At 45.9% G+C, this 23,079-nt stretch carries 23 protein-coding genes; 17 read left to right on the forward strand and 6 right to left on the reverse strand.

Features of this window, described 5'->3' with window-relative positions; translation table 11 throughout:
- The first annotated feature begins 35 nt into the window (after window positions 1–35).
- A complete protein-coding gene (locus tag MST20_RS08955) occupies window positions 36–1,043 on the forward strand; it encodes an LLM class flavin-dependent oxidoreductase (RefSeq protein WP_243941645.1) in 1,008 nt (335 codons plus the stop codon).
- Here MST20_RS08955 and MST20_RS08960 read toward each other — a convergent pair.
- Complete coding sequence (locus tag MST20_RS08960) at window positions 1,040–1,288, reverse strand: hypothetical protein (RefSeq protein WP_165428344.1); 249 nt, start codon at window positions 1,286–1,288, stop codon at window positions 1,040–1,042. The genes MST20_RS08955 and MST20_RS08960 overlap by 4 nt on opposite strands.
- 123 nt (window positions 1,289–1,411) lie before the next feature.
- A complete protein-coding gene (locus MST20_RS08965; RefSeq protein WP_243941647.1) occupies window positions 1,412–3,832 on the reverse strand; it encodes a S8 family peptidase in 2,421 nt (806 codons plus the stop codon).
- A 482-nt stretch (window positions 3,833–4,314) separates the two neighbouring features.
- Here MST20_RS08965 and MST20_RS08970 point away from each other — a divergent pair, with 482 nt between their 5' ends.
- From MST20_RS08970 to MST20_RS08990, 5 genes are all read left to right on the forward strand, one after another.
- On the forward strand, window positions 4,315–4,605 hold the full coding sequence (locus tag MST20_RS08970; RefSeq protein WP_243941648.1) for a hypothetical protein: 291 nt from the start codon (window positions 4,315–4,317) through the stop codon (window positions 4,603–4,605).
- A gap of 42 nt (window positions 4,606–4,647) precedes the next feature.
- Window positions 4,648–5,478, forward strand: coding sequence for a PRD domain-containing protein (locus MST20_RS08975; protein ID WP_243941650.1), 831 nt, complete (start codon window positions 4,648–4,650; stop codon window positions 5,476–5,478).
- Window positions 5,479–5,722: 244 nt separating this feature from the next.
- Window positions 5,723–7,102, forward strand: a complete 1,380-nt coding sequence (locus tag MST20_RS08980; RefSeq protein ID WP_023857021.1) for a sucrose-specific PTS transporter subunit IIBC — start codon at window positions 5,723–5,725, stop codon at window positions 7,100–7,102.
- An 18-nt stretch (window positions 7,103–7,120) separates the two neighbouring features.
- Window positions 7,121–8,557 (forward strand): sucrose-6-phosphate hydrolase, encoded by a 1,437-nt coding sequence (locus MST20_RS08985; protein WP_243941652.1) that lies wholly within the window; start codon window positions 7,121–7,123, stop codon window positions 8,555–8,557.
- A gap of 89 nt (window positions 8,558–8,646) precedes the next feature.
- Window positions 8,647–8,913, forward strand: coding sequence for a hypothetical protein (locus MST20_RS08990; protein WP_065644515.1), 267 nt, complete (start codon window positions 8,647–8,649; stop codon window positions 8,911–8,913).
- A 34-nt stretch (window positions 8,914–8,947) separates the two neighbouring features.
- Here the strand turns inward: MST20_RS08990 and MST20_RS08995 are convergent, their stop codons facing one another.
- Window positions 8,948–9,760: a bifunctional hydroxymethylpyrimidine kinase/phosphomethylpyrimidine kinase gene (locus MST20_RS08995; protein WP_243941655.1), complete on the reverse strand. Its 813-nt coding sequence runs from the start codon at window positions 9,758–9,760 to the stop codon at window positions 8,948–8,950.
- 237 nt (window positions 9,761–9,997) lie between these two features.
- On the opposite strand from MST20_RS08995, the gene MST20_RS09000 reads away from it, so the two are divergent.
- Both MST20_RS09000 and MST20_RS09005 read left to right on the forward strand, forming a co-directional pair.
- Window positions 9,998–10,816 carry a glycosyltransferase family 2 protein gene (locus MST20_RS09000; protein WP_020453338.1) on the forward strand — a complete coding sequence of 273 codons (819 nt, stop codon included), beginning with the start codon at window positions 9,998–10,000 and terminating at the stop codon, window positions 10,814–10,816.
- Between the two features lie 13 nt (window positions 10,817–10,829).
- Window positions 10,830–11,507, forward strand: coding sequence for a uracil-DNA glycosylase (locus tag MST20_RS09005; RefSeq protein WP_020453337.1), 678 nt, complete (start codon window positions 10,830–10,832; stop codon window positions 11,505–11,507).
- Window positions 11,508–11,558: 51 nt separating this feature from the next.
- Here the strand turns inward: MST20_RS09005 and MST20_RS09010 are convergent, their stop codons facing one another.
- On the reverse strand, window positions 11,559–12,944 hold the full coding sequence (locus MST20_RS09010) for an aldehyde dehydrogenase (RefSeq protein WP_243941657.1): 1,386 nt from the start codon (window positions 12,942–12,944) through the stop codon (window positions 11,559–11,561).
- Window positions 12,945–13,214: 270 nt separating this feature from the next.
- Between MST20_RS09010 and MST20_RS09015 the strand changes: the two genes are divergently transcribed.
- From MST20_RS09015 to MST20_RS09050, 8 genes are all read left to right on the forward strand, one after another.
- Entirely contained in the window at window positions 13,215–13,523 is a 309-nt protein-coding gene (locus MST20_RS09015) for a YwdI family protein (RefSeq protein ID WP_023857026.1), read from the forward strand.
- A 39-nt stretch (window positions 13,524–13,562) separates the two neighbouring features.
- Entirely contained in the window at window positions 13,563–14,864 is a 1,302-nt protein-coding gene (locus tag MST20_RS09020; protein ID WP_243941659.1) for a purine/pyrimidine permease, read from the forward strand.
- Window positions 14,865–14,931: 67 nt separating this feature from the next.
- Window positions 14,932–15,303 carry a DUF423 domain-containing protein gene (locus MST20_RS09025; protein ID WP_065644517.1) on the forward strand — a complete coding sequence of 124 codons (372 nt, stop codon included), beginning with the start codon at window positions 14,932–14,934 and terminating at the stop codon, window positions 15,301–15,303.
- A 157-nt stretch (window positions 15,304–15,460) separates the two neighbouring features.
- Complete coding sequence (locus MST20_RS09030) at window positions 15,461–16,099, forward strand: response regulator (RefSeq protein ID WP_243941661.1); 639 nt, start codon at window positions 15,461–15,463, stop codon at window positions 16,097–16,099.
- A gap of 14 nt (window positions 16,100–16,113) precedes the next feature.
- Window positions 16,114–17,220, forward strand: a complete 1,107-nt coding sequence (locus MST20_RS09035; RefSeq protein ID WP_243941663.1) for a sensor histidine kinase — start codon at window positions 16,114–16,116, stop codon at window positions 17,218–17,220.
- Window positions 17,221–17,323: 103 nt separating this feature from the next.
- Entirely contained in the window at window positions 17,324–18,259 is a 936-nt protein-coding gene (locus tag MST20_RS09040) for an ABC transporter ATP-binding protein (RefSeq protein ID WP_243941666.1), read from the forward strand.
- 17 nt (window positions 18,260–18,276) lie between these two features.
- Window positions 18,277–19,401 (forward strand): ABC transporter permease, encoded by a 1,125-nt coding sequence (locus MST20_RS09045; RefSeq protein WP_279599979.1) that lies wholly within the window; start codon window positions 18,277–18,279, stop codon window positions 19,399–19,401.
- Window position 19,402: 1 nt separating this feature from the next.
- Complete coding sequence (locus MST20_RS09050; RefSeq protein ID WP_243941668.1) at window positions 19,403–20,548, forward strand: ABC transporter permease; 1,146 nt, start codon at window positions 19,403–19,405, stop codon at window positions 20,546–20,548.
- 42 nt (window positions 20,549–20,590) lie between these two features.
- Here MST20_RS09050 and gerQ read toward each other — a convergent pair whose 3' ends face one another.
- Window positions 20,591–21,127: a spore coat protein GerQ gene (gerQ, locus tag MST20_RS09055; protein ID WP_243941670.1), complete on the reverse strand. Its 537-nt coding sequence runs from the start codon at window positions 21,125–21,127 to the stop codon at window positions 20,591–20,593.
- Window positions 21,128–21,241: 114 nt separating this feature from the next.
- On the opposite strand from gerQ, the gene MST20_RS21180 reads away from it, so the two are divergent.
- Window positions 21,242–21,376, forward strand: coding sequence for a hypothetical protein (locus tag MST20_RS21180; RefSeq protein WP_265625390.1), 135 nt, complete (start codon window positions 21,242–21,244; stop codon window positions 21,374–21,376).
- Here the strand turns inward: MST20_RS21180 and MST20_RS09060 are convergent.
- The gene (locus tag MST20_RS09060) at window positions 21,366–22,712 is read right to left on the reverse strand and encodes a TrkH family potassium uptake protein (RefSeq protein ID WP_243941672.1); all 1,347 of its coding nucleotides are present in this window, start codon (window positions 22,710–22,712) and stop codon (window positions 21,366–21,368) included. The genes MST20_RS21180 and MST20_RS09060 overlap by 11 nt on opposite strands.
- Between the last annotated feature and the right edge of the window lie 367 nt (window positions 22,713–23,079).

Consider the following 23,079-nt stretch of genomic DNA (forward strand, 5'->3'; position numbering starts at 1 on the left):
GCAGGAAAAGTAAACGAAGATTTGGGGTGAAAAAGATGTTGTCATTAAGCATACTTGATCAGACTCCCGTTTCTGAAGGAAGCACAGCTGAACAGGCTTTGCAGCATACGGTGGAGCTCGCGCAAGCGGCGGAGCGCCTCGGATACAAGAGATTTTGGGTTTCCGAGCACCATTTTTCAAGAAACCTGGCAGGATCAAGTCCGGAGGTTCTGATCGGTTATCTTGCGGCTAAAACAAAAAAGATCCGTATAGGATCCGGCGGCGTCATGCTTCCCCATTACAGCGCCTACAAGGTGGCAGAAAACTTCCGCGTCTTGGAAGGACTTGCGCCCGGCAGGATTGATCTCGGTGTCGGACGTGCTCCGGGAGGGATGCCGATCGCTTCCATGGCTCTTCAAAATGGAGGAAGACGGATGGCTGACCAATATCCCGAACAAATTCAGGATCTCGTCACATATTTATACGATCAAGCCGATGAACACCACCGCTTTCCCAACTTGACCGCATCGCCGAACGTGGCCGCAGCGCCCGCTGTCTGGCTGCTCGGCTCCTCAGGGGAAAGCGCAAGGCTTGCCGCCCAAACAGGAGCATCCTATACATTTGCCCAATTTATTAACGGTGAAGGCGGAGAAGAGGCGGCAAGACTTTACAAAGAGAGGTTCGAACCTTCTGTATTGGGGGAACGGCCAAACGTGATCGTTGCCGTATTTGTGATTTGTGCTGAGACAGAAGAGAAAGCGGAGAACCTTGCCAAAAGCTTGGATTTCTCTTTATTGGCCAATGAACAGGGGATAGTGACCGAAGGCTTTCCATCATTGGAAACGGCGCTGTCATATCAATATTCTCCTTATGAAAGAAAGAGAGTGGAAGACAATCGAAAACGGATGGTCATCGGGACGCCGCGGCAGGTGAAGGAACAGCTGCTTGAACTGGCCGGCGCTTACGGAACGGATGAAATCATGGCGGTGACCATCACCCACGATTTTCAAGACAGGCTGGAATCATACCGGCTGCTGGCCGAAGCGTTTCATCAGTCAATTTAACGTTTTTGCTGAAAAAAATCGAGAAAATGGCGGATCGGAAAAAGAATAAACAGAATGCATATGTATAAAGCGGTAAACAGCCAGCTGAGGGGAACGAGGATGACGGTATCGACGGTTTGCTCCGCGGCTTTTTGAAAAGGCTGGGGCTCGCGCTTCTGCAGGTTGACGGCGAGGTACAAAATCGTGAAAAATATAAAGCAGACAATAATGAAGGATAGGCCGAATAATACGAAAAAAGAAAGCATATATACGATGTCCTCCGATTGCTTTTTTCACGTTTTGAAGAGAAGGGGGATCTTCTCCTGAACGCATTATCCGTATTTTAACATAAAAAAGCCTTGTTGAGTGGTTCTCAACAAGGCTTGTCATTATTCGACGATAAAAGGGTCTTCCGTCAGAATGTAGCTTGATTTTCCTTTGGCGGACGCATAGGCTAGCATATAATATTTTCCTGACTTAAGGGTTGCGGCGTCATTGATTTTGCCGTTCCATTGATAAGATTGATAGCCTTTGCCCTGGTTTTTGTAAACGCCGGCCTGGCCGAGAAGGTTCAGATTTTCATCATAGACGAGAAATGCGAGCTCTTCAGCCCCGCCCGGCAGGTAGGCTTCGATCGTGTAAGCGCCCTGCTTTGCCCCCGGTTCAACCGTTACGGATGTGACACGCGGATAGTCTGGCTCTTTGACGATCAACAGGAGCGGGATTTCGGCGACTTTTCTTCCGTCTTCACGGATGTAAACCGTGCCTTCATATGTGCCTGCTTTCGTTTTCGCGGAATTGACGGTTACTTTTGCCGCTGCTTTACCTGTTTGATGGGCCGGTACCACGACTCGTTCTGTTCCTGATACCGTGATGCCCGCTCCTTTAAAGGAGTATTCGAGCTGATAGGCTTTTCTGTGTGAAGAAAGGTTTTCAATCGTGAACGCTTGTTTTTTCGTTTGTTTCCCTTTGTCTTTCAGAAATGTTCCGTATGAATGGCTGCCCGGCGTTACAATGGATGAAGCTTTAAGGGCCTCGATGATGCGGATGCTGCCTGCTCCTTGCGTATTGTGAGGGAGAGGCTTTCCGTTTTCATCCGTCAATTTTTCCGCCGTATTCATCAGCACGCCTTTGATTTGCTCTGGCGTCCAATCCGGTTTAGCCTGTTTTAATATGGCTGCCGTTCCCGCGACATGCGGGGAAGCCATGCTTGTTCCCTGCTTTGAACCGTAACCGTGAGGGTTTTTCGGGTCGTGGGTCGGAATGGTGCTGACGATATTGACGCCTGGCGCTGAAACGTCAGGTTTAATCATCCATGTATCCATGACAGGTCCGCGGGACGAGAAGGAGGCAATCGTTTCCCCGAGTTTTTTGTCCAATTTGAAAGAAAAGACAGCGGAGCGTTTCCCTTCTTTGATTTGTTGAACAAGCTTTTCGCCCTCTTCTTTCGACAATTTGACGGTCGGTACGGCCATCCCTACAACAGTGGCCTCGATTTCCCCTGTTACATTATTGTAAATCACGGCTCCGACAGCGCCGGCGTTTTTGGCGTTTTCAGCCTTATCCACAAATGGAATGACGCCTCTCTGGATAACCGCTACTTTTCCTTTCACATCTTTACCTGTGAAATCGTCAGCTTGTCCGATGCCGGCTTCAACGAGTTCCACCTCTTGACCGTTCAATGCTTCAAGATCTTTTTCCTCCTGGTATCCCATCACTTTTGCTGACGAATACGAAGGAAGCGTCACCGAATATTCATTATACGGAAGCTGTGAGGCTCCGACGGAAATCGCATCCCTTGAAGTTCCCGGCGAGCCGACCGTCCAGTTTTCCGGACCGCTGTTCCCGTTTGACGTAACGGCGACAACCCCTTCGGCCATTGCCCAGTCCAGTGCGATGCTTGTTGCATAATCAGGGCTGTTCAGTGAATTTCCCAATGAGAGGTTCATCACTTTTGCTCCATCCGCAACGGCTTTTTCAATGCCCGCAATCACGTTCTCGGTTGTTCCTGAGCCGCCGGGGCCGAGCACACGGTAAGCAAGCAGCGTTGCTTCTGGCGCCACACCTTTAATCTGTCCGTTCGCGGCGATGGTCCCCGCCACATGAGTGCCGTGATCAGTTGCTTCCCCGCGCGGGTCGCCTGTCGGTGTTTCTTGCGGATCATAGTCATTATCCACAAAGTCATACCCCTTATATGGGCCGAAATTGTTCTTTAAGTCAGGATGTGTGTAATCCACACCCGTGTCAATGACGGCTACCTTAATGCCTTTGCCGGTATAGCCTGACTTCCATGCCTGATCCGCTCCGATGTATGGTGCACTTTTATCCATCTGTGGATAAATGGCGTCCGCTGCAAGTGTCACGTCTTTTCCTTTTATGCTGTCAGGTTTGTAAGCTGCGTTCGGATAAACCGCTTTAACTTCCTTGACGGCGAGCAGCTTCGGAATTTCACTGGCCGGCAGTTTCATTGAAAAACCTGAAAATACACGGTCGTATTCACGGCTTATTTTCGCTTTTTTGAGTGTTTTCAGCGCACTGTTTTTCGCTTTGCTGCGAGCGGTTTTTAAAGAAGCTTTCGTTTGTTTTTCCCCATTCGCTTTTGCTTCGGCAAGCGACTTTTCTTTCAGCTCCACAATAACCGTTGTCTGTTTATCAGACGTCACATCAATATCACCGTAGATTTCAGCTTTCTCAAGCTCAGGCGACTTTTGATCGGGAACGGTTTTTGCCTGCACTCCGGTGAGGAATGTGGATAACGCAAATAATAGAATAAAAGCCATAACGAAATTGCGCATGATACTTTTTCTCAATCTGTTTTCCCCCTTATGGATAAATGATTTCTTTGTAATCCTTAGAGTTTCGAACTTTTAAAATATTCTCTCAGTTTTAAAAAAATCCTTCTATATATAGAAATAATTTTCAAAGATTCAATGTATTGGAGTGAATATCTTTAGATTTATGCACAATTTACTGTGTATAAGTGAATAAACCTGTGTATAGATATTGTGGGGAATATACGTTCTTATACTAAATGTTGAATAAATATGTGGATATGTGGATATACCCTGTGGGTAATATGTGTTTATCCTTAGGATAAGCTGTGAGTAAGTTGCATTCATGGTTTGTTTCCGTTGAATCATGCGTTTCCATCAGTTTTCAACAAAACTTCTAAAAACTAGAATCATTTTGCACACACATTGTGACAAACATTTTCATTTTGCTGGGATAAGATAGAGCAAGAAAGTTTAATAGAGTTGCTAGTTTTATCACAACGAAACTGGAGGGGATCGGTATGAAAGGTTTGATATCATTTTTAAAATTATGGACGGCCGTGCTGCTGAATGCGGTGGTGCCTGTCAGAGAGACTCAGATGAAGGTGATGGCGTTCGCCGGCGGTACATATCAGGCTGCCGATGCTTATCAGGCAGGCGGCTTTTCGGAAAAAAGAGAAGAATCAACAGAGCGGATGCCGGGCTGTAAGAGAGCGATGTCCGGCAGTTTTACGACAGAACCCAACCGGGCTGTTTGCCAGAAAGCGGTGAAGAGGGTAAGAGCCGGACCAACTCTTTACACGGGAACTTAAACAAGGTAAAATCCCACTCATAACGGGAAGTGGGTGACAGCTTTGAAAATCTATAAAGTATTGAACAACAATGCAGCAATCATAAAGGAGGATGGTCAAGAAAAAATTGTCATGGGACCTGGTATCGCTTTTCAAAAGGGAAAAAACGATACCATTCCAAGAAACAAGGTAGAAAAAATTTTTACCATTCATGAAGAAAATGAAAAGTTTAAACAAATCCTCGAAACACTTCCGGAAGAACATATTGAAGCTGCCGAAGAGATCATCAGCTATGCGGAAGGGCGGCTGTCCGCACCGTTGAGCGATCATATCCACATCGCCCTTGTGGATCATTTGTCATTTGCGATCGAGCGAGTCCGCAAAGGATTCGTCATTCAAAATAAATTAATAAATGAAATTAAAGCGCTTTATAAAAAAGAATATGAGATCGGACTCTGGGCAATCGATTTTGTCAAAGAAAAATTGAAAGTCGAATTGCCTGATGATGAAGCGGGTTATATTGCGCTGCATATTCATACCGCAAAAATGGATGCGGAAAACATGCAGAAGACACTTAAATACACGAACATCATCAAAGAATTGATAGAAAAAATCGAATGCTGTTTTAATCAGAAGATTGACGAAAACAGCATCTCATATCAGCGTCTTGTCACGCATCTCAGGTATGCCATCAACAGGCTGGAATCAAATGAAGCGTTTCATGTCATGGACGAGGACATGCTTTATTTCATCCGGCAAAAGTATCCTGAAAGCTACCGGTGTGCGGCAGGGCTGGCGGATTACGTAAAAACTGAATATGATCTTCATCTTCCGGAATCGGAAGTCGGATATATTACGCTGCATGTCCAGCGTTTAAATGATTCCTATAGGTAATACCGCCTGATAACGCGCGATCAGGCTTTTTTTAGGTCTATTTTCACAGAAAATAAAAAAGTAGTTGACGAAAGCGTTATCACATAATAAAATGAAAGCGTATTAAAAAATAAATACCGGGGATTGTGACTGGTAAAGCAGGCAAGACCTAAAATTTGCTAGATGAATGGGGAGAATCTATCCGCCATTCGTTGGTGAATTTTAGGTCTTTTCTGCTTTTTTTTTAAAAAAAGGAGGAGTCATCATGAATCACAAAGAAATCGCCGTACGTCTTATACAGCTTCTTGGCGGAGAAGATAATGTTATCAGTGCAGCTCATTGTGCGACAAGGCTTCGTTTGGTGATCAAGGACGAAGCGAAAATCGACCAGGAAAAGGTCGAAGAGCTGGAAGGTGTAAAAGGAGCCTTTTCGAGCTCTGGTCAATACCAGATTATTTTCGGAACAGGACTTGTTAATAAAGTGTATGAACAGTTTGCCAAAGAGCTGAATCTTGACCAAAAGGAAACGGTTCAGCACAGCGATGCCGCAAAGGGAAAAATGAATCCTTTAGCGCGATTTGCGAAAACGCTGTCAAACATTTTCGTGCCAATCATTCCGGCCATTGTTGCAAGCGGTTTATTAATGGGGCTGTTGGGGATGATGAAGGCATTTCAGTGGGTCGATCCTGATGCGGCGCTGTATAAAATGCTTGATATGTTCTCAAGCGCGGCATTTATCATCCTTCCGATCTTGATCGGTGTCAGTGCTGCGAAAGAATTTGGCAGCAATCCTTACCTGGGGGCTGTACTTGGAGGTATTTTAATTCACCCGAGCTTGTTCAATCCTTGGGGACTGGCAACTGCATCACCGGATGTCATGAACTTTTACGGACTCAAAATCGAGATGCTTGGCTATCAAGGAACCGTTGTTCCCATTTTGCTTGCCGTGTATGTGATGAGTAAAATCGAAAAAGGCGTAAGAAAAATTGTTCCAAACGCGATCGATCTTTTAGTGACACCATTTGTCACGATTATTTCAACGGGATTTATTGCCTTTATCGCGATCGGTCCTTTAGGAAGAATGCTTGGTACAGGGATCACAAACGTTTTAACTTATGTGTATGATCTTGCCGGACCTGTTGCCGGACTGATTTTCGGAGGAACATACTCGCTGATCGTTTTAACTGGTGTTCACCACAGTTTCCACGCGATTGAGGCCGGCCTTATCGCTGATATCGGCAGGAACTACCTGCTTCCGATCTGGTCTATGTCCAATGTCGCCCAAGGCGGGGCCGGACTTGCCGTATTCTTTTTGGCAAAGCGCGCAAAAACAAAAGAAATCGCTTTACCTGCTGCTTTCTCTTCTTTTCTCGGCATTACCGAACCTGTTATTTTCGGCGTTAACCTCCGTTACCGCAAGCCGTTTATCGCGGCGATGGCCGGCGGAGCGCTCGGTGCTGCATACGTTGTCTTTATGAATGTTGCGGCAAACGCCTACGGTTTGACGGGAATTCCGATGATTGCGATTGTCGCCCCGCTTGGAATGGGCAACCTGATCCATTATTTGATCGGAATGGCGATCTCTGTGTCTGTCGCGTTTATCACAGCCTTTATCTTAGGCATTAATGAAGACGAGAAAAAGTGACGGAAGGAGGGGAAAACGATGAACCAAGATCAGGAGCTTCGTCAAATGGCAATAAACCGGGTTGAAGAATACCGGGATATTGTAAACCTTGATCCCTATCGGCTGCATTATCATATCATGCCTCCTGTCGGACTGCTGAATGATCCGAACGGGTTCATTCAGTGGAAGGGAGTTTACCATCTTTTTTATCAGTGGATGCCTTTTAAAACGGGGCACGGTGCAAAGCTGTGGGGGCACTACTCTTCAACAGATCTCGTGAACTGGCGGCATGAAGAGATCGCCCTCACGCCGAGCGACTGGTTTGATAAAAACGGCTGTTATTCAGGAAGCGCGATCGCTGAACATGATGTGCTCCACCTGTTTTATACGGGGAATGTCAGAGACGGCGAGGGAAATAGGGAGGCCTATCAATGTCTCGCCGTCTCGAAAGACGGCATCTCGTTTGAAAAACAGGGGGTTGTTGCAAGGCTTCCGGAAGGATATACGGCTCACTTCCGCGATCCGAAAGTTTGGAAAAAGAATGGCAGCTGGTACATGGTACTCGGCGCCCAGACTGAAAATCTTGAGGGCAGGGCGGTGCTGTTTCAATCGGATAATTTGAAAGACTGGCAGTTCCTTGGCGACATCACAGGTTCAAATACAGATCAACTCGGGGAATTCGGCTATATGTGGGAATGCCCTGACATGTTCGAACTGGACGGCAAAGACGTCTTAATTGTCTGTCCGCAAGGCCTTGAAGCAGAAGAGATGCGCTACCAAAACGTCTATCAGTCAGGTTATTTTGTCGGTGAATTGAACGAGCAGAAACCAGATTTTACACATGGAGATTTTGAAGAGCTTGACCGCGGCTTTGATTTTTATGCGCCGCAGACTACAAAAAACGAATCAGGCCGGAGGATATTGGTTGCCTGGATGGGTGTTCCAGACCAGGACGAACAGAGCCAGCCGACGATTCCGCATCAATGGGTGCACTGTATGACATTGCCGAGGGAATTGCATTTGCAAAACGATAAAATCGTTCAAAAACCGGTCGCGGAGCTTAGAAATCTCCGTCAAAACGAAAAACACGCAGCTATATCACTTAATCAAGCCACCGAAAAACTGGACATTGTTCAACCGGACAAAACCGAGCTTTTGATCAGCCCGCAACTTATTGAAGAGAGCTTTGAGATTTCCTTCAGGGGTGCCGCGCGACTCATTTACAATAAAGCAGACGGCATCATAACCTTGGAGAGAAACAGTTATGTTGATGAAAGAACGGAAGTCAGACAGTGCCGTTTGCATGAGCTTCGCGATTTAAACATCTTTTTAGACGCGTCTTCTATTGAAATCTTCGTCAATGGGGGAGAGGAAGTCTTTACGGCAAGATATTTTCCTTACCCGGGAAATAATGATGTTTGGATCGGTGCCAGAAAAGAAATCATAGTGAATGTGACATCCTGGACGGTGGCATAAAGGGAGCGGCTGCGGTTTGCTATTTTCTGTACAATCCCTTTATGATATGCTTTTTTTAGAGAGAGTGCAGTAATAAAGGGGTTGTTTTTTTGGATCAAAACCAGCAGAAGTTGACAGCCGTGCGTTTGAAAAAAATAGCGGATCATATTGAGGATACGAGAGAGGAATACAATGGTTTGCTTCTTCAGATGAAGAAGCTGATCGGAGGTATTGAAGATAAAACAATTCCGAATGATGAAGAAATACAAAAGAAACTTCAAGACACGTATGAACAAATGAAAGAATATGCTCTTTTTGTGGAATCGATCGAGACTTTTTTAAGATCATCTGCAAGAACGATGAAACGCGAAAGCTAAATAAAAGCCAGCCCCTTTTAATGGGGCTGGTTATTTATTTGCCGCTGAGCCGTAAAGCAGAGTGCTTCGTCGGCCCGACGTATTGATTCAAACGGAACGATTCGCGGATCGCTTCCGTAATAAACGTTTTTGCAGAATATATGGCTTCTTTTACATTTGAACCTTTGGCAAGTTCAGCCGTAATCGCTGCGGAATAGGTGCAGCCCGCCCCGTGAGTGTATGGAGTTTCAATTCTTTCTCCTTCGAGGACTTCTGCATCGCGGCCATCAAATAATACATCTACCGCTTTTTCATGATTCAGTTTGCCTCCCCCTGTAATGAGGACGTGTTCAGCGCCGAGGCCGTGAATGACTTTTGCCGCTTCCTTCATTTGCTCAACCGTTTTAATTTCTCCAAGTCCGCTGAGCTGGCCGGCTTCAAAAAGGTTTGGCGTAATGACCGTGGCAAGCGGAGCCAGAAGCTCTCTTAAAGCCTTTGCGTGTTCGGGATACAGCACTTCATTTGCCCCTTTACATACCATAACGGGATCAATGACGACATTTTTCATGCTGTGCTTCTTGATTGTGTCTGCAGCCAATTCAATAATGTCAACGGTCGGAAGCATGCCTGTTTTCATCGCATCTACCCCGATGCCGTCCACAATCGTCGACAGCTGGGCGCGGATGACTTCCGTATCAACCGGGAATACCTGATGATTCCAATTGTTTTCAGGGTCCATGGCGACAACAACCGTAAGGGCCGTCATTCCATAGACGTTCTTTTCTTGGAACGTTTTTAGGTCCGCCTGAATGCCGGCGCCTCCGCTTGAGTCAGAGCCGGCGATTGTCAGTGCTTTGTGCATTGTCATGTTCAGTCAATCCTCCACGATAAGAGATTCCATCCAAAGTTGGTTTATTACTTATTATAGACAGCTTTTCGCAAGATCACAATGAAATGGCTGCCGCTTTATAGTGCAGCGGTCCTCTGCCAAATTTCGTGAATGGATTGGCATAAAAAACCAAACCATCTTTTGATCCATGTGAAATTATTCGCATTATGATTTAATATGTTTAGAATGAAATAAGAAGGAGCGTATATTACAAACATGAACATATCTATCGTAGTTGTCACGCACAACCGGGTCACCGCTTTGTGCGAATTGCTTGAATCCATTACAAAACAGTCTGTTGCGCCGTTTGAAGTCATTATTGTTAATGATGCAGGGGAGAGCGTCGACTTTGTTGAGCGCCTTTATTCAGACCTTCCGATCAGAGTTATCCATCTGAAAGAAAACGTGAAGCATGTAAAAGCGAGAAATATAGGGGTGAAAGAAGCTTCCGGAGATGTTATTATGCTCTGTGATGATGATGATTTTTTCACTCCGTGCCATATGGAAAGAATGTTGAATGCGCTGGAGACCGCTGATTTTGTTTATTCGGATGCTGAGATTGTGTCTTTCGAAGAAAAAGAGGATAAAAGAATTCCGACAAGCCGTTATCTTTTTGCGTATTCCTTTAACTTGGATGAAATGAGGAAGTTTTCTACATATGTTCCTTCAGGGAGTATGTACAAACGGTCTCTTCATGACGAGATCGGCTATTTTGATCCTGCCGTCCACAATTATTGGGATTGGGACTTTTTCCTGAGAGCAGCTGAGCGGTTTCGCGTGAAAAGGGTTCCTTTTGCAAGCGTAATCTATGCGTTTTCAGATCAGGGTGACAACCAATCCGGAGATCTTGGCGGAATGAGACAGTATTATTTGGATGTCTTGAGTGAAAAGCATCAGCTTGGCAAGCTGCCGACAAAGAACTTTTTCGTACTTCTCGAAGAACCTGCCATGAAAAAAAGGGAGGCGGAAAGCGAAATCGTCTGGGACGGAAAACCTGTCGCATCCAGGCTTTCCGCCGCAAGACAATTGAGTTAAGGAGGCCTGAACATTGAAACAGATTTTGAATGACAGCTGGTGGCAGCAGCTAAAGGACGAGTTTAATAAGCCTTACTATCAAGAACTGAGGGAAATGCTGAAAAGGGAGTATGCAGAACACACCGTATATCCTGAACCGAACGATATATACAATGCTTTGCATTATACTTCCTATGAAAATGTGAAAGTCGTGATTCTCGGCCAGGATCCGTATCACGGTCCGGGTCAGGCCCATGGCTTAAGCTTTTCCGTCCAACCCGGCGTCAATCCGCCGCCTTCTTTGAAAAATATTTTTATAGAATTGCAGAATGACATTGGCGCCGACATCCCCAATCACGGTTCTCTCGTCAGTTGGGCGAAGCAAGGCGTTCTGCTGCTGAACACCGTTTTGACCGTGAGACGGGGTCAGGCAAATTCGCATAAAGGAAAAGGCTGGGAACAACTGACAGACAGTATCATAGATGTTTTAAACAAAAGAGATAAGCCGGTCGTTTTTATTCTCTGGGGCCGGCATGCCCAAATGAAAAAAGAACGAATCGATACATCCAAGCATTTCATTATCCAATCGCCGCATCCGAGCCCATTCTCGGCTAGAAACGGGTTTTTCGGGAGCAGACCGTTTTCAAGAGCCAATCAGTATTTGGAACAAATCGGTGATGAGCCGATTGATTGGTCCCTTCCGAATCTTTAAAATCGCGAGAACCGCTGAAATAAGCGGTTCTTCGTTTTGTCTGGCTCCTATCTACCTGAGAAGTTTTTTGATGATCCGCAGCCCGTTTTTCGATGAAGGGTAACGGAATGAAATGTCAAACAGGTTTGTCTGTTTTAAAACGCTTTTCTCATGGGAAAACGTCTTAAAGCTATGATGCCCATGGTAACTTCCGATTCCGCTTTCACCTACGCCGCCAAAGGGGAGGTAAGGTGTGGCTGTGTGCATCAGCGTGTCATTGATGCATCCCCCGCCAAATGAAATCCGGCTGAGGATGTGATTCTGTACCGCTTTTTCATTCGTAAACAAATAGAGCGCGAGCGGTTTAGGGCGGCTTTGAACCATTTGGATAACGTCTTCGATTGTTTCATAGCCGATGACGGGAAGGAGCGGCCCGAAAATCTCTTCCTGCATGATCGGCGATTCCCAGTCAGGTTCATCGATAATGGCCGGAGCAATTTTGAGTGCGTCTTTTTGATACGTTCCTCCTGTAACGATATTCTCGTTGTGTAAAAAGCGGAGTAACCGTTCGAAATGACGTTCGCTTATGATTTTTCCGTACGCCGGATGGCTTTCCGGCGCTTTTCCGTAAAATGTTTGGATCGATTGCTTGAGAGCGCGCATCAGCCCGTATTTCACATCTTTGTGTACGAGCAGATAATCAGGCGCGATGCACGTCTGTCCTGCGTTTGTCAGCTTTCCGAAAACAATCCTTTGAGCTGCAAGCTTAAGATCAGCATCCTTGTGCACGATGCAGGGGCTTTTTCCGCCAAGCTCAAGTGTGACTGGAATGAGCTGTTTTGCTGCGGCTTCCATGACGACTTTGCCCACGGGAACACTGCCTGTAAAAAAGATATAGTCAAATTTTTGCCGCAAAAGCTCTTGATTCGTCTCCACCCCGCCCTCAATAACGGACACATATTCGGGCGGAAAGATTTCCTTCATCATCTTGGATATGACGCTTGATACGGCGGGAGCAAGCTCTGACGGTTTGATGACGGCGGTATTCCCCGCAGCAAGTGCGCCGATCAGGGGCGAAACGGCAAGCTGAAACGGATAGTTCCATGGCGCGATGATCAGGACCGTGCCGTAAGGCTCCGCAATGACGATGCTTTTTGAACCGATGTGCGAGACGGCCGTTTTGGCCTTTTTCGGCTTGGCCCATTTTTTTAATCGTCTGCTGATGAAGCGGATTTCTTCCAGTACAATGCCTATTTCCGTCATATAGGCTTCGTGCTCTGATTTATTAAGGTCTTGCTGAAGGGCTTCAAGTATGTCCCGTTCATATTTTTTTACAGCATCTTTAAGAATGTTGAGCTGTTCCAGACGATTTTCAACAGCGAGTGTTGCCCCGCTTAAAAAATATCGCTTTTGCTCGGTAACGGTCGTTTCGATGGAGAGTGTACGTTCTGCTGCCATTCCCTGTTTCCTTTCGCTTTTAGAAATTCGAGTGAAGTTTTTTTCATTATGTGTGACAGCCTTTTCAGCTGTCAACTTCTAGCCGTAAGAAAATCGGCGTTTTCCACCTGCGTTTGCCTGCAGATATCTTTTTTAAAAGTGCAAAAGGCCATATTTCACAGCAGGAGAGGCAATTTTTCGCAATGGATATTTGCAAAGTGCATTCGGCACGAGAGAAGTTAATTTGGTAAAATGAAATGGAAACTGAAAACGGTTTGGAGGATCGATTTGATGAACATACATATATCAAGTTTGCTGCAGAAGATGGAGGACGAATTGAAAAAAGCAAAGGAATGCAGCCAGGAAAACGAATTGAAAATGCACATCGCGGTTATCCGCTCCCTTTGCGACGTCATTGTTGAACCGCAGCAGCGGCCGTCCGTCCAGTCTTCACCCTATGTTCAAACGGCCAATAAACCATCGAGCGACCAGCTGATGCTAGAAAAAATGATGGGGAGCGCCGGTGCTGAACAATACAAAAAACAAGAGAAACAAAAGCATGAAGATGACGGCAACGGAGATTCTATTTTTGATTTCTAGGCGCCGTCCGGCTGTTTTAAAAAAGAGAGGTTGATCAACTTGAAACTGCTTTTTGGGGCTTTACAATGGACGGCATTTATTATTGCGTCCGCAATCGTGGTGCCCATTGCAATCGGGCAGTCATTTGGGCTGAACCAGGCAGAGACAGCAGGGCTGGTTCAAAGCACTTTTTTCGTGCTCGGCACAACGGCTTTTATCCAATGTTTATTGGGACACCGCCTGCCGATTAATGAGAGTCCGGCTGGCCTCTGGTGGGGCGTGTACACGATTTATTCCGGTCTAACTGGGACCGTATTTGCGACTCATATCGAAACGCTTCAGGGGCTGCAGGGAGCGATGCTGTTAAGCGCGGTTTTCTTCTTTATTTTTAGTTTATTTAAAGTCATTGATAAGCTGGCTGTGATGTTTACCCCTGTTGTGACGGGCATTTATTTACTGTTGCTGGTCATCCAGCTTAGCGATCCGATCGTTAAAGGTGTCATGGGGATCGGCTACCGGAAAAACGAGGTCGATATCCCCGTGTTTTTGCTGGCGGTTGTGATCATGCTGGCTACGTTTCTGATGAGCCGGTCAAACATTCCGGTTCTTAAGCAATATTCAATTTTAATTGCGCTTTTCGGCGGCTGGGTCTTATTTGCCGTATTCGGCGTGGCGAAGGCGCCTGAGCATGCGAACCAGCTGTTCCGCCTTCCGGATATTTTTCCGTTCGGAATGCCGCTGTTTGACAGCGGATTAGTCGTAACCTCGCTGTTTATTACAGTGTTGTTAATCGTCAATATGCTCGCCAGCATACGGGTGGTTGAAGGAGCGGTCAGACAGTTTGAGAAGCTGGAGGAGAGGAAGCGGGCCCGTCCGGCCGGATTTATCGCCTCCGTCAGCCATTTGCTGAGCGGATTGCTCGGAGCTGTAGGCACGGTGCCGATATCCGGGGCGGCCGGGTTTATCCAAACGACGAGAATGTCTTCGAAAAAACCGTTTTTGCTCGGGAGTCTGATCGTGATCGTCATCAGCTTTTTCCCGCTGGTCATGAATACTTTTGCCAGCCTGCCGTCTCCGGTCGGCTTTGCGGTGAACTTCGTCGTGTTTTCAACGATGGTCGGCCTGGCATTTGCCGAATTCGATTCTTATGAAAAGGACGAGGCGGGCCGCATCCGTTTTGTTACCGGGATTGCGCTCCTTGCCGGCGTGGGGGTCATGTTTGTACCTGAAAGTGCTTTGGAAGGAATGCATCCTGTTTTTGTTTCTATTTTAAGCAATGGGCTTGTCCTTGGAACAATTGTAGCGATTGCTGCGGAACAGATGCAGCTTCGGAAAAAGAAATTTGACAATATCGTGTCATGAGATGTGCAAACGTTGAAATTAAAGGCGTGTGCGCTATGATGATAAAAGAAAGGCGGGGGATTTGATCATGAAATTATTTTTAATTTTAGGTGCTGTCAATGCTATGCTTGCGGTTGCTTTAGGGGCGTTCGGAGCTCATGGTCTTGAAGGGAAAATTCCCGAGAAATATTTGCAAATCTGGCAGACCGGCGTCCAGTATCATATGTATCATGCGCTCGGTTTAATTGCCGTCGCGCTCATCGCGGCAAAGATTACAGATGCGGGAAGCGTAACTGCGGCAGGTTGGCTGATGTTTGCCGGAATCGTTTTATTTTCAGGAAGTTTATATGTCCTCAGCCTTACGCAAATCAGCGTCCTCGGTGCGATTACTCCGCTGGGCGGCGTGGCGTTTATTGCCGCATGGATCATGGTTGTTGTTTCAGCGGTCAAATACTTGTAGCTTTACTAAAAAGCCAATCTCCTGAAAAGGATTGGCTTTTTTTATTTTAACAGGGGCTGATTCATGGTAATTTAATGTTATGAACAGGGCGAAAGACCCGGCTTTTGCATTTTGACAGAAGGGATGTGCATGGCGGAGGACCGGTCTCCGTTCAAAGATGAAAATTAAAGTGATCATTGCGGATGACAATTCATTCATAAGAGAGGGTATGAAAATCATATTGAGCACTTATGATGAATTTGAAGTGCTGGCGACGGTGGAGGATGGCTTGCAAGCGGTCGAATTTTGCCGCGGCCAAGCTGTGGATATCGCACTGCTTGATGTCCGCATGCCCAACATGGATGGAGTGGAAGCTGCGCGGCTCATTTCAGAAACGGGCGCCAAGCCTTTTATTTTAACAACGTTTGATGACGACGAATACATCGTCGCTGCAATACGGAACGGAGCAAAAGGATATTTGCTGAAAAATGCCGAGCCTGAGCGAATCAGAGACGCGATTAAAAGCGTGTACAACGGCCATACTGTCATGCAGGATATCATCCTCGACAAGATTAAGTCCAATTTGGCGGAGCAAAAAGAAGCGGAATCCAAAATAGACGAAAGCCTGTTTACCGAACGCGAGCTCGGAATTATGGCTCTGATCGCCAGAGGGCTGTCCAATAAAGAAATTTCGAAAGAGCTGTTTATCTCTGAAGGTACGATCGCCAATTATATTTCCTCGATTTTGGGGAAAACAGGGCTTGAACACCGGACGCAAATCGCGATTTATTATTTAACCGGAAACGTTAACTTTTAACCTGGGGGATCACCATGGAATTGCGGATTATGATCGGTAAACTGATTTTGTTGGGATTTATCATCTATCAATGCGTTTCTTCGGAAATTGACAATCTGCCGTGGCTTGTGTTCAGCATTCTTGTTTACGCCTGTATCAACCTCGGGATTGCGATTTTACCTGAAGGGAAAATAAAAAAGCTTTTTATTATTTTGTCTGTCATCATTTCAATTGTTTCTTATGCAGAGGTGCACCCCCTATTTATTTTATTTCTTCCTTTTAGCCTGTATGAAGGAGCGGCTGATTTCGGGCTGCCGAAGTGGGTGGTACTTGCGGCTTCAATCGTTCCGGTATTGTTTATCAATGAAAGTATCTCAGCGGTATACGCGTTGACAGCCGCTTTTCAATTTTTGCTGTACTGGGCGGCAAGCCATGATGCAGCGCGGATTGAAAAGCTTGAACATCATATCGATCAAACGAGAAGAGACCTGGAGAAGCTAACAAACATGCTGCGGGAAAACAAAGAGTTTATCAGACAATCCGAATATACGTATAAGCTTGAGGAGCGCAACCGGCTTTCCCAGGAAATACACGATAAAATCGGCCATTCCATGACAGGAGCGCTGATTCAGCTCGAAGCGGCGAAGCGCGTCCTTGACATAGACAAGGAAAAAGCTTCCGAGCTCCTGCAAAACGCGATTAACATCTCCAAGGACGGGATCGAAAACATCAGATTGACGTTAAAAAGCGTCAAACCGCCTTCAGAACAGATGGGTATCCACAGATTGAAGCTGTTTATCGATGAATGTTCGGCGCGGTACCATATGAATATTTCATTTTTGCATAAAGGCGATTTGGATGTTATTTCTCAAATTCAGTGGAAGATTATTTTTGAAAATATCACCGAAGCGCTGACAAACTCGGTGAAATATGCTGAAGCGACACATGTGTCCATTTATATTCATGTGCTGAATACGCTCATTAAAGCCGAAGTGAAAGACAACGGAAAAGGGCGGCAGAAAATCAAGAAAGGGATGGGGATCATCGGGATGGAGGAACGGGCCGCTTCTGTTAACGGAAAGGTGATTGTTGACGGTTCGAACGGCTTCTCTGTCACCACCCTGCTGCCCAAGCATGAATGATTTCATGAATTGAATATGAATTTTCTCATGTGAAAAAGATGAAATGCTGCACTGCCGCACCTTTCATCTTTTTTTTATAATGAAATTAAAATGAGGTGAGAACATGAATGTATTGGAAATCCATCATCTAACGAAAAAATTTGGCGACTTTGTTGCTGTCGATAATATATCACTCTCAATCGAAGAGGGCGAAATATTTGGATTGCTGGGCGCAAACGGGGCCGGAAAAAGCACGACCATTCACATGATCTCGAGTTTGCTGAGAAGCAATGAAGGCGAGATTTTGATTCTCGGAAAAAACATTGCGAAACACCGTAAGTTCGCCAAGATGAATATCGGTATTGTTCCGCAGGATCTGGCCATTTACGAGGATTTGACGGCATATGAAAATGTGAAGTTTTTCGCCGGGCTCTATGGTCTGCGCGGAGCCCATTTGCACAATCGGGTGGAAGAAGCATTGCAGTTCGTCGGTTTAAGCGATAAGCATAAAAGCTTTCCGAAAAACTTTTCCGGCGGGATGAAAAGAAGGCTCAATATCGCCTGCGCGATCGCCCACAGGCCAAAGCTGATCATCATGGACGAACCGACGGTGGGAATTGATCCGCATTCGAGAAATTATATTTTGGAATCCGTCAAAAAGTTAAATGCGATGGGATGTACGATTATTTACACGAGCCATTATATGGAGGAAGTTGAAGAGATCTGTACAAGGATCGCCATCGTTGATCACGGAAAAATTATCGCCGAGGGAACGAAGGAGCAGCTGAAATCGATCATTACCAACACGAAAGATATTCAAGTCGTTCTTAAATCTGCGGAAAATATCGATATCGGCGAACTGAAAGCGATCAGCGGCGTGGAAGCGGCCGTTCTTGAAGACAATACGCTCAAAATCAACTCGGATGCAGGCGTCAATAATTTAAACCAGATTATTGAAAAGCTGATGAAAAACGGGGCCGAGATTCGTTCATTGGAAGAAAAAGCGCCTAATTTGGAAACCGTGTTCCTGACCTTGACCGGAAGACAGTTGCGCGATTAGAAAGGGGGGGCCATGGTTTGAATACACTCATCATTGCGAAAAAAGAAATTGTATCGGCTTTTCGGGACAAGCGGACATTCCTTTTTATGCTGGCATTTCCGATTGTACTGATTATGATTTTGGGTACCGCGCTGACGAACGCTTTCGATCAACAAGCAACAGCGGTCGGCGAGGTTCATGTCTTGTATAAAGACAAGGCTGACGGGGCGTTTTCACAAGGTTTTAAAACATTCGCAAAAGAAGCGAAAACATCCGGCGTTCATTTTAAAAAAGTATTGTCCGATATGGATGGAAGACAAGAAATCAAACAAGGGAATTACGATGCTTACCTTGAGATCGAAAACAGCGGCATCAAGCTTTACCAAATGGATAAAAACAGTATGAAAAACAGCATTATTCAAGGAATGCTGACCGCGTTTGCAAACCGGTACAATGCTGCAGCGGAGATCATCAAAGCCGCTCCTGAGCAAGCGGGTGCCGTGCTCGGGAACACACCGGGCGACCATTATATCAAGGAGGCGTCGCTCAGCTCAGATAGAAAGCCCGGCTCCATAGATTATTACGCGGTTACTATGACCACTCTGATCGCGCTTTACAGTGCACTAAGCGCCAGTTATTTAATAAGGGGAGAGCGGCTTGGAAAAACAGCCGACCGGCTGATCGCCGCACCGGTTCTTAAAGGCGAGATTTTTGCCGGCAAGCTGATTGGCAATCTTGTGACAAACGGATTGTGTATTTTTGCCGTCGTCATATTCAGCAAATACGTATTTAAAGCGAACTGGGGAGATCATATTGGACTCGTGGCGGCCGTGCTGTTCAGCATCGTATTGTTTGCCGTATGCCTCGGCCTCGGCGTCAGTTATTTGACGAGAACGGGGGAAGCGGCAGTGGCGATCATTAACGTGTTGATTCCGCTGGTTGCGTTTTTCGGAGGCGCTTATTTTCCTGTCGACGGTACGGAAGGTGTTTTAGCTTTGATCAAAAACCTGTCTCCGCTCGCCTGGACGAACGAAGCTATTATGAACATTATATTTGCGGACGATCTAGCGGCGGGGCTGCCCGCCATCTTGCTGAACATCGGTTTATCCCTGTTATTTCTGCTGATTGCCGTTGTCTCATTGCAGAGAAGGGAGGGGCTGTAAGATGAAAGAAATGCTATGGCTTGTCAAAAACACACTGAATGTCACCTTCAAAAAGAAGATCAATATCTTTCTGTTTGTATGTCTGCCCTTACTAGGCATATTCGTATCGCTTTTAACAGAGGGAAGCATGGACAAGACAGATTTGCGCGTTGGAATTATCAATCATGACGGCGGACGAATCGCCGAGGATACTAAGGATTTTTTGAAGGGGATCGAGAATGTCAACATCAGCACGGTCAGTGAAGCAGAAGGGAAAAGTCAAGTTGCGTCAGGGGAGCTTGATTGCGTCATTACGTTTGAACAAGGCTATTCTCAAAGCGTGCAGAGCGGAGAACCGGCTCATATCGCGATTGCATCTGTCAAAGGCGCTGAAATCACCGGATTTGTGAAATCGTATGTTTATCATTATATTGATAATATTGCCGCAATCGGCAAATCGGCGCAGGGGAATGAAAAGCGTTTTGAGGAAATGTATAAAAATTACCGGAGTTCTGAAACGGGTGTCAAAACATATACGGTTGAAGACACGGCGAAAAATAGAAACATGACGGAGCGGACGGTCGGTTTTCTTCTGATGGCGATGCTTTTTTCAGCGGGAAGCTTGACCGAACTGTTAGTGAAGGAAAAAGAGAACAGAACGTACTTCAGGCTTTTGACCACACCGATAACGGCAAGGCAGTACGTGATGTCCAACGTGGCCGTCAGTATGTCTGTCATCACATGCCAAATCTTTTTAACATTGATGATGGTGAAATATGTGTTCCGCATGGAGACCGGCATCTCATTTTGGGAGATGGCAGCGGTGCTGTTTATCTTTGCGCTAAGCGCGGTCGGCCTGGCATTGATCACAGTCGTCTTTGCAAACAGCTCCAAGTCATCCGGGGTATTGCGAAATTTAATTTTTATGCCGACGATCATGCTGTCCGGATGTTTTTGGCCGATTGAAATCATGCCGTCTTTCGCACAGCGTATCGCGGACTTTCTTCCGCAACGATGGGTGCTGGATACGCTGGCGAAATTGCAGGAGGGACAGCAGCTTCAAAGTCTGTATTTGAATATCATGATCCTGTTTGCTTTCGCTGCTGTCTTTTTCCTCATCGTTATTTACAAATTCAAACGCAATAATGATGTGAGAAACTTTGCTTAATATTGATAAAAAAAAGGGTTCGGTTTTAATTAAACCGAACCTTTATCTTGGGGTGTATGAGGCCATTGAATACGGATAATCATAAGTGATCGGCTCATCAAACGTAATATAGTCAAGATACACCATCAGCAGCAAATAGCGTGTGCCAGTTTTTCTGTCGCTTAAAATGATGTGGTCGCGGCCGGCTGCTTCAATTTCTCCCCGAAAGACTTTCGCATTCCATTCCGGATTGTTTTCGAATGTCATATATACGGTTGCCACTTTTCCGCGATTGAGCCGCAAAATGTTTTCAATGTAGGATTGCTCAAGCGGCAGCATGCCTGGGATGCTCGGCGAAGTCTGCTGTGCTGAAGGCATCGGAGGGACCTGGACTCCTGCCGGCTGCGGCTGAAACAGCTGTGGGCCGGGCTGCTGATGCGATTGCTGCCCTCCCATTTGGGTGAAAGGCTGCTGTCCCTGCTGCTGGTACATTTGCCCCATCTGTCCCATCTGCGGATAAGGGTTGGGCCCCATTTGCTGCCGGAAATCCGGCACCTCAAGCTCCTGAAGCGGCTGAAATTGATTTTTTTTAAATTTCATCTCGTTCCTCCTCATTTCATTGTGTCAAAGTCATGCCTACCGTCCATACATGAGGAATGATAAAGTGCTGCTATGAAGACGATCCGGCTGTAAAAGCAGGGGGGCTGACTCAAGATGATAGATCAATATTTCCCATCCCTTTTACAGTATGAACGGGCGGGATGGAATATGACGACACATCATGTTGGAAAGAGAAAAACAGAAAGACCGCTCGTGAAAAGAGCGGTCTTTCTGCATATCAACCAGTAATCACTTCATCTTCAGGATGGCGGATCGGCGCCTTCTTCGGCTTGGCCAGCGTAAACGCCATAGTCAGAGGCCCGACGCGGCCGATAAACATCATCATCATGATAACCGCTTTGCCTGCGGTCGTTAAATCAGGTGTCAGTCCCATTGACAGGCCGACCGTTCCAAAAGCGGAAAATACTTCAAAGACGATTTCCAAAAATGGAGCATTCTCTGTGATCGTCAATATAAATAATGCGAAAAGCACGAATAAAAAACTAATCACAATGATGGCCAAAGCTCTTAAAATGGTTTTCATCTTAATCGCCCTTTTAAACACAACCGTCTCGCTTTTTCCCTTTAAAAAGGTGATCGTCGCCAAGATCATCACGATAAACGTTGTCAGTTTAATTCCGCTCCCTGTTGACGCGCTTCCGGCTCCGATAAACATCAAAACGATGGTTAACAGGAGGGAAGGCGTTGTCATCTGGGCAATATCAAGCGTATTGAATCCGGCAGTTCTCGGTGTCACACCTTGGAAGTAAGCACCCCACATTTTGTCGGCTAAAGGCAGTCCGCCGAGCGTACCCGGATTCGAGTATTCCAAAATAAAAATCAGCAAGGCGGCTGTCGTATTGATGATCAATGTTCCAACGATCATGAGCTTGGAATGCAGCGATAATGTCCGGAAGTTTCGCTTTGTCCATAAATCCAGCAGAACGGTAAAGCCGATACCCCCTGTAATGAAAAGGCCTGTGATGACAATGTTGACAATCGGGTCGCCGACATATTGAGACAAGCTGTCCGGCCACAGGGAGAACCCCGCATTGTTAAAGGCTGAAATCGTGTTAAACAAACTATGAAACAAGCCTTTTTGCAAACCGTATTCAGGAACCCATCTGATCGAAAGGATCAAAAATGCGACAAATTCTATAACAATGGTGAAAATAAACAAATGCTTGACCAAGCGGACAAGTCCGCCTAAAGAAGTCTGGTTAAATGCTTCTTGCACGAGAATCCGCTGCTGCAAGCCGATTTTTTTGCCGATCATCATGACGACGAGGACGGCAAATGTCATTAAGCCGAGTCCGCCGATTTGAATCAGGCACATAATAACTGTTTGTCCGAAAACCGTAAAATCTGCCCCTGTGTCGACAACGACAAGGCCCGTAACCGTAGTTGCAGAGGTGGCTGTAAATAAAGCATCCACCCATGAAATGTAAGTTGTGGAGGCACCGGGCAGCTTCAATAAACAGGCGCCGATCGCAATGATAATCAAGAAACTGAGCGCCAGCGTCTGCGGCGGACTAATATTGATGATCTTACCTTTTACAAGATTTGAAGAAACCAATTTAGGCATTTTTTCGTTCCTTTCTTCATCCATTCAGTCAAAACATGAATGGAGAAAAAGCAAGGTGATTTCAATTTTAAACACAGATGGTAATGTTTCAATAATGTCAATAATGTACAGCCAGATACATCGTTTGTCAACAAAAATCAGGAGAATGAAGAGAAGGAATGTAGACGGGTCTTTTGTCCTTTACTAAAGCACAGCGGAGAAAATCAAGAGGAGCAACGCCTGGTTAAATTCTATTATTTTGTATTTATTTTAAAAATATGACATGGAAAACATTTACTACCTGCTGAAAAAATGGTAGTTTTTAATAGAAATCACCAAAGTGCCGGCGCTTTGGAAAGAAGGCGTTGCTTGATGTTGCCTTTCTTGC

This window comes from Bacillus sp. B19-2 (assembly GCF_022832475.1).
GTDB lineage: Bacteria > Bacillota > Bacilli > Bacillales > Bacillaceae > Bacillus > Bacillus paralicheniformis.

Coding starts and splice junctions, on each gene's coding strand:
- MST20_RS08985 (WP_243941652.1), top strand. CDS start 7,121: ATGAACCAAGATCAGGAGCTTCGTCAAATGGCAATAAACCGGGTTGAA.
- MST20_RS08955 (WP_243941645.1), top strand. CDS start 36: ATGTTGTCATTAAGCATACTTGATCAGACTCCCGTTTCTGAAGGAAGC.
- MST20_RS09035 (WP_243941663.1), top strand. CDS start 16,114: ATGGAATTGCGGATTATGATCGGTAAACTGATTTTGTTGGGATTTATC.
- MST20_RS08995 (WP_243941655.1), bottom strand. CDS start 9,760: ATGACAATGCACAAAGCACTGACAATCGCCGGCTCTGACTCAAGCGGA.
- MST20_RS09025 (WP_065644517.1), top strand. CDS start 14,932: ATGAAATTATTTTTAATTTTAGGTGCTGTCAATGCTATGCTTGCGGTT.
- MST20_RS08980 (WP_023857021.1), top strand. CDS start 5,723: ATGAATCACAAAGAAATCGCCGTACGTCTTATACAGCTTCTTGGCGGA.
- MST20_RS09030 (WP_243941661.1), top strand. CDS start 15,461: ATGAAAATTAAAGTGATCATTGCGGATGACAATTCATTCATAAGAGAG.
- MST20_RS09060 (WP_243941672.1), bottom strand. CDS start 22,712: ATGCCTAAATTGGTTTCTTCAAATCTTGTAAAAGGTAAGATCATCAAT.
- MST20_RS08970 (WP_243941648.1), top strand. CDS start 4,315: ATGAAAGGTTTGATATCATTTTTAAAATTATGGACGGCCGTGCTGCTG.
- MST20_RS08960 (WP_165428344.1), bottom strand. CDS start 1,288: ATGCTTTCTTTTTTCGTATTATTCGGCCTATCCTTCATTATTGTCTGC.
- MST20_RS09010 (WP_243941657.1), bottom strand. CDS start 12,944: ATGGCAGCAGAACGTACACTCTCCATCGAAACGACCGTTACCGAGCAA.
- MST20_RS09040 (WP_243941666.1), top strand. CDS start 17,324: ATGAATGTATTGGAAATCCATCATCTAACGAAAAAATTTGGCGACTTT.
- MST20_RS09000 (WP_020453338.1), top strand. CDS start 9,998: ATGAACATATCTATCGTAGTTGTCACGCACAACCGGGTCACCGCTTTG.
- MST20_RS21180 (WP_265625390.1), top strand. CDS start 21,242: ATGATAGATCAATATTTCCCATCCCTTTTACAGTATGAACGGGCGGGA.
- MST20_RS09050 (WP_243941668.1), top strand. CDS start 19,403: ATGAAAGAAATGCTATGGCTTGTCAAAAACACACTGAATGTCACCTTC.
- MST20_RS09015 (WP_023857026.1), top strand. CDS start 13,215: ATGAACATACATATATCAAGTTTGCTGCAGAAGATGGAGGACGAATTG.
- gerQ (WP_243941670.1), bottom strand. CDS start 21,127: ATGAAATTTAAAAAAAATCAATTTCAGCCGCTTCAGGAGCTTGAGGTG.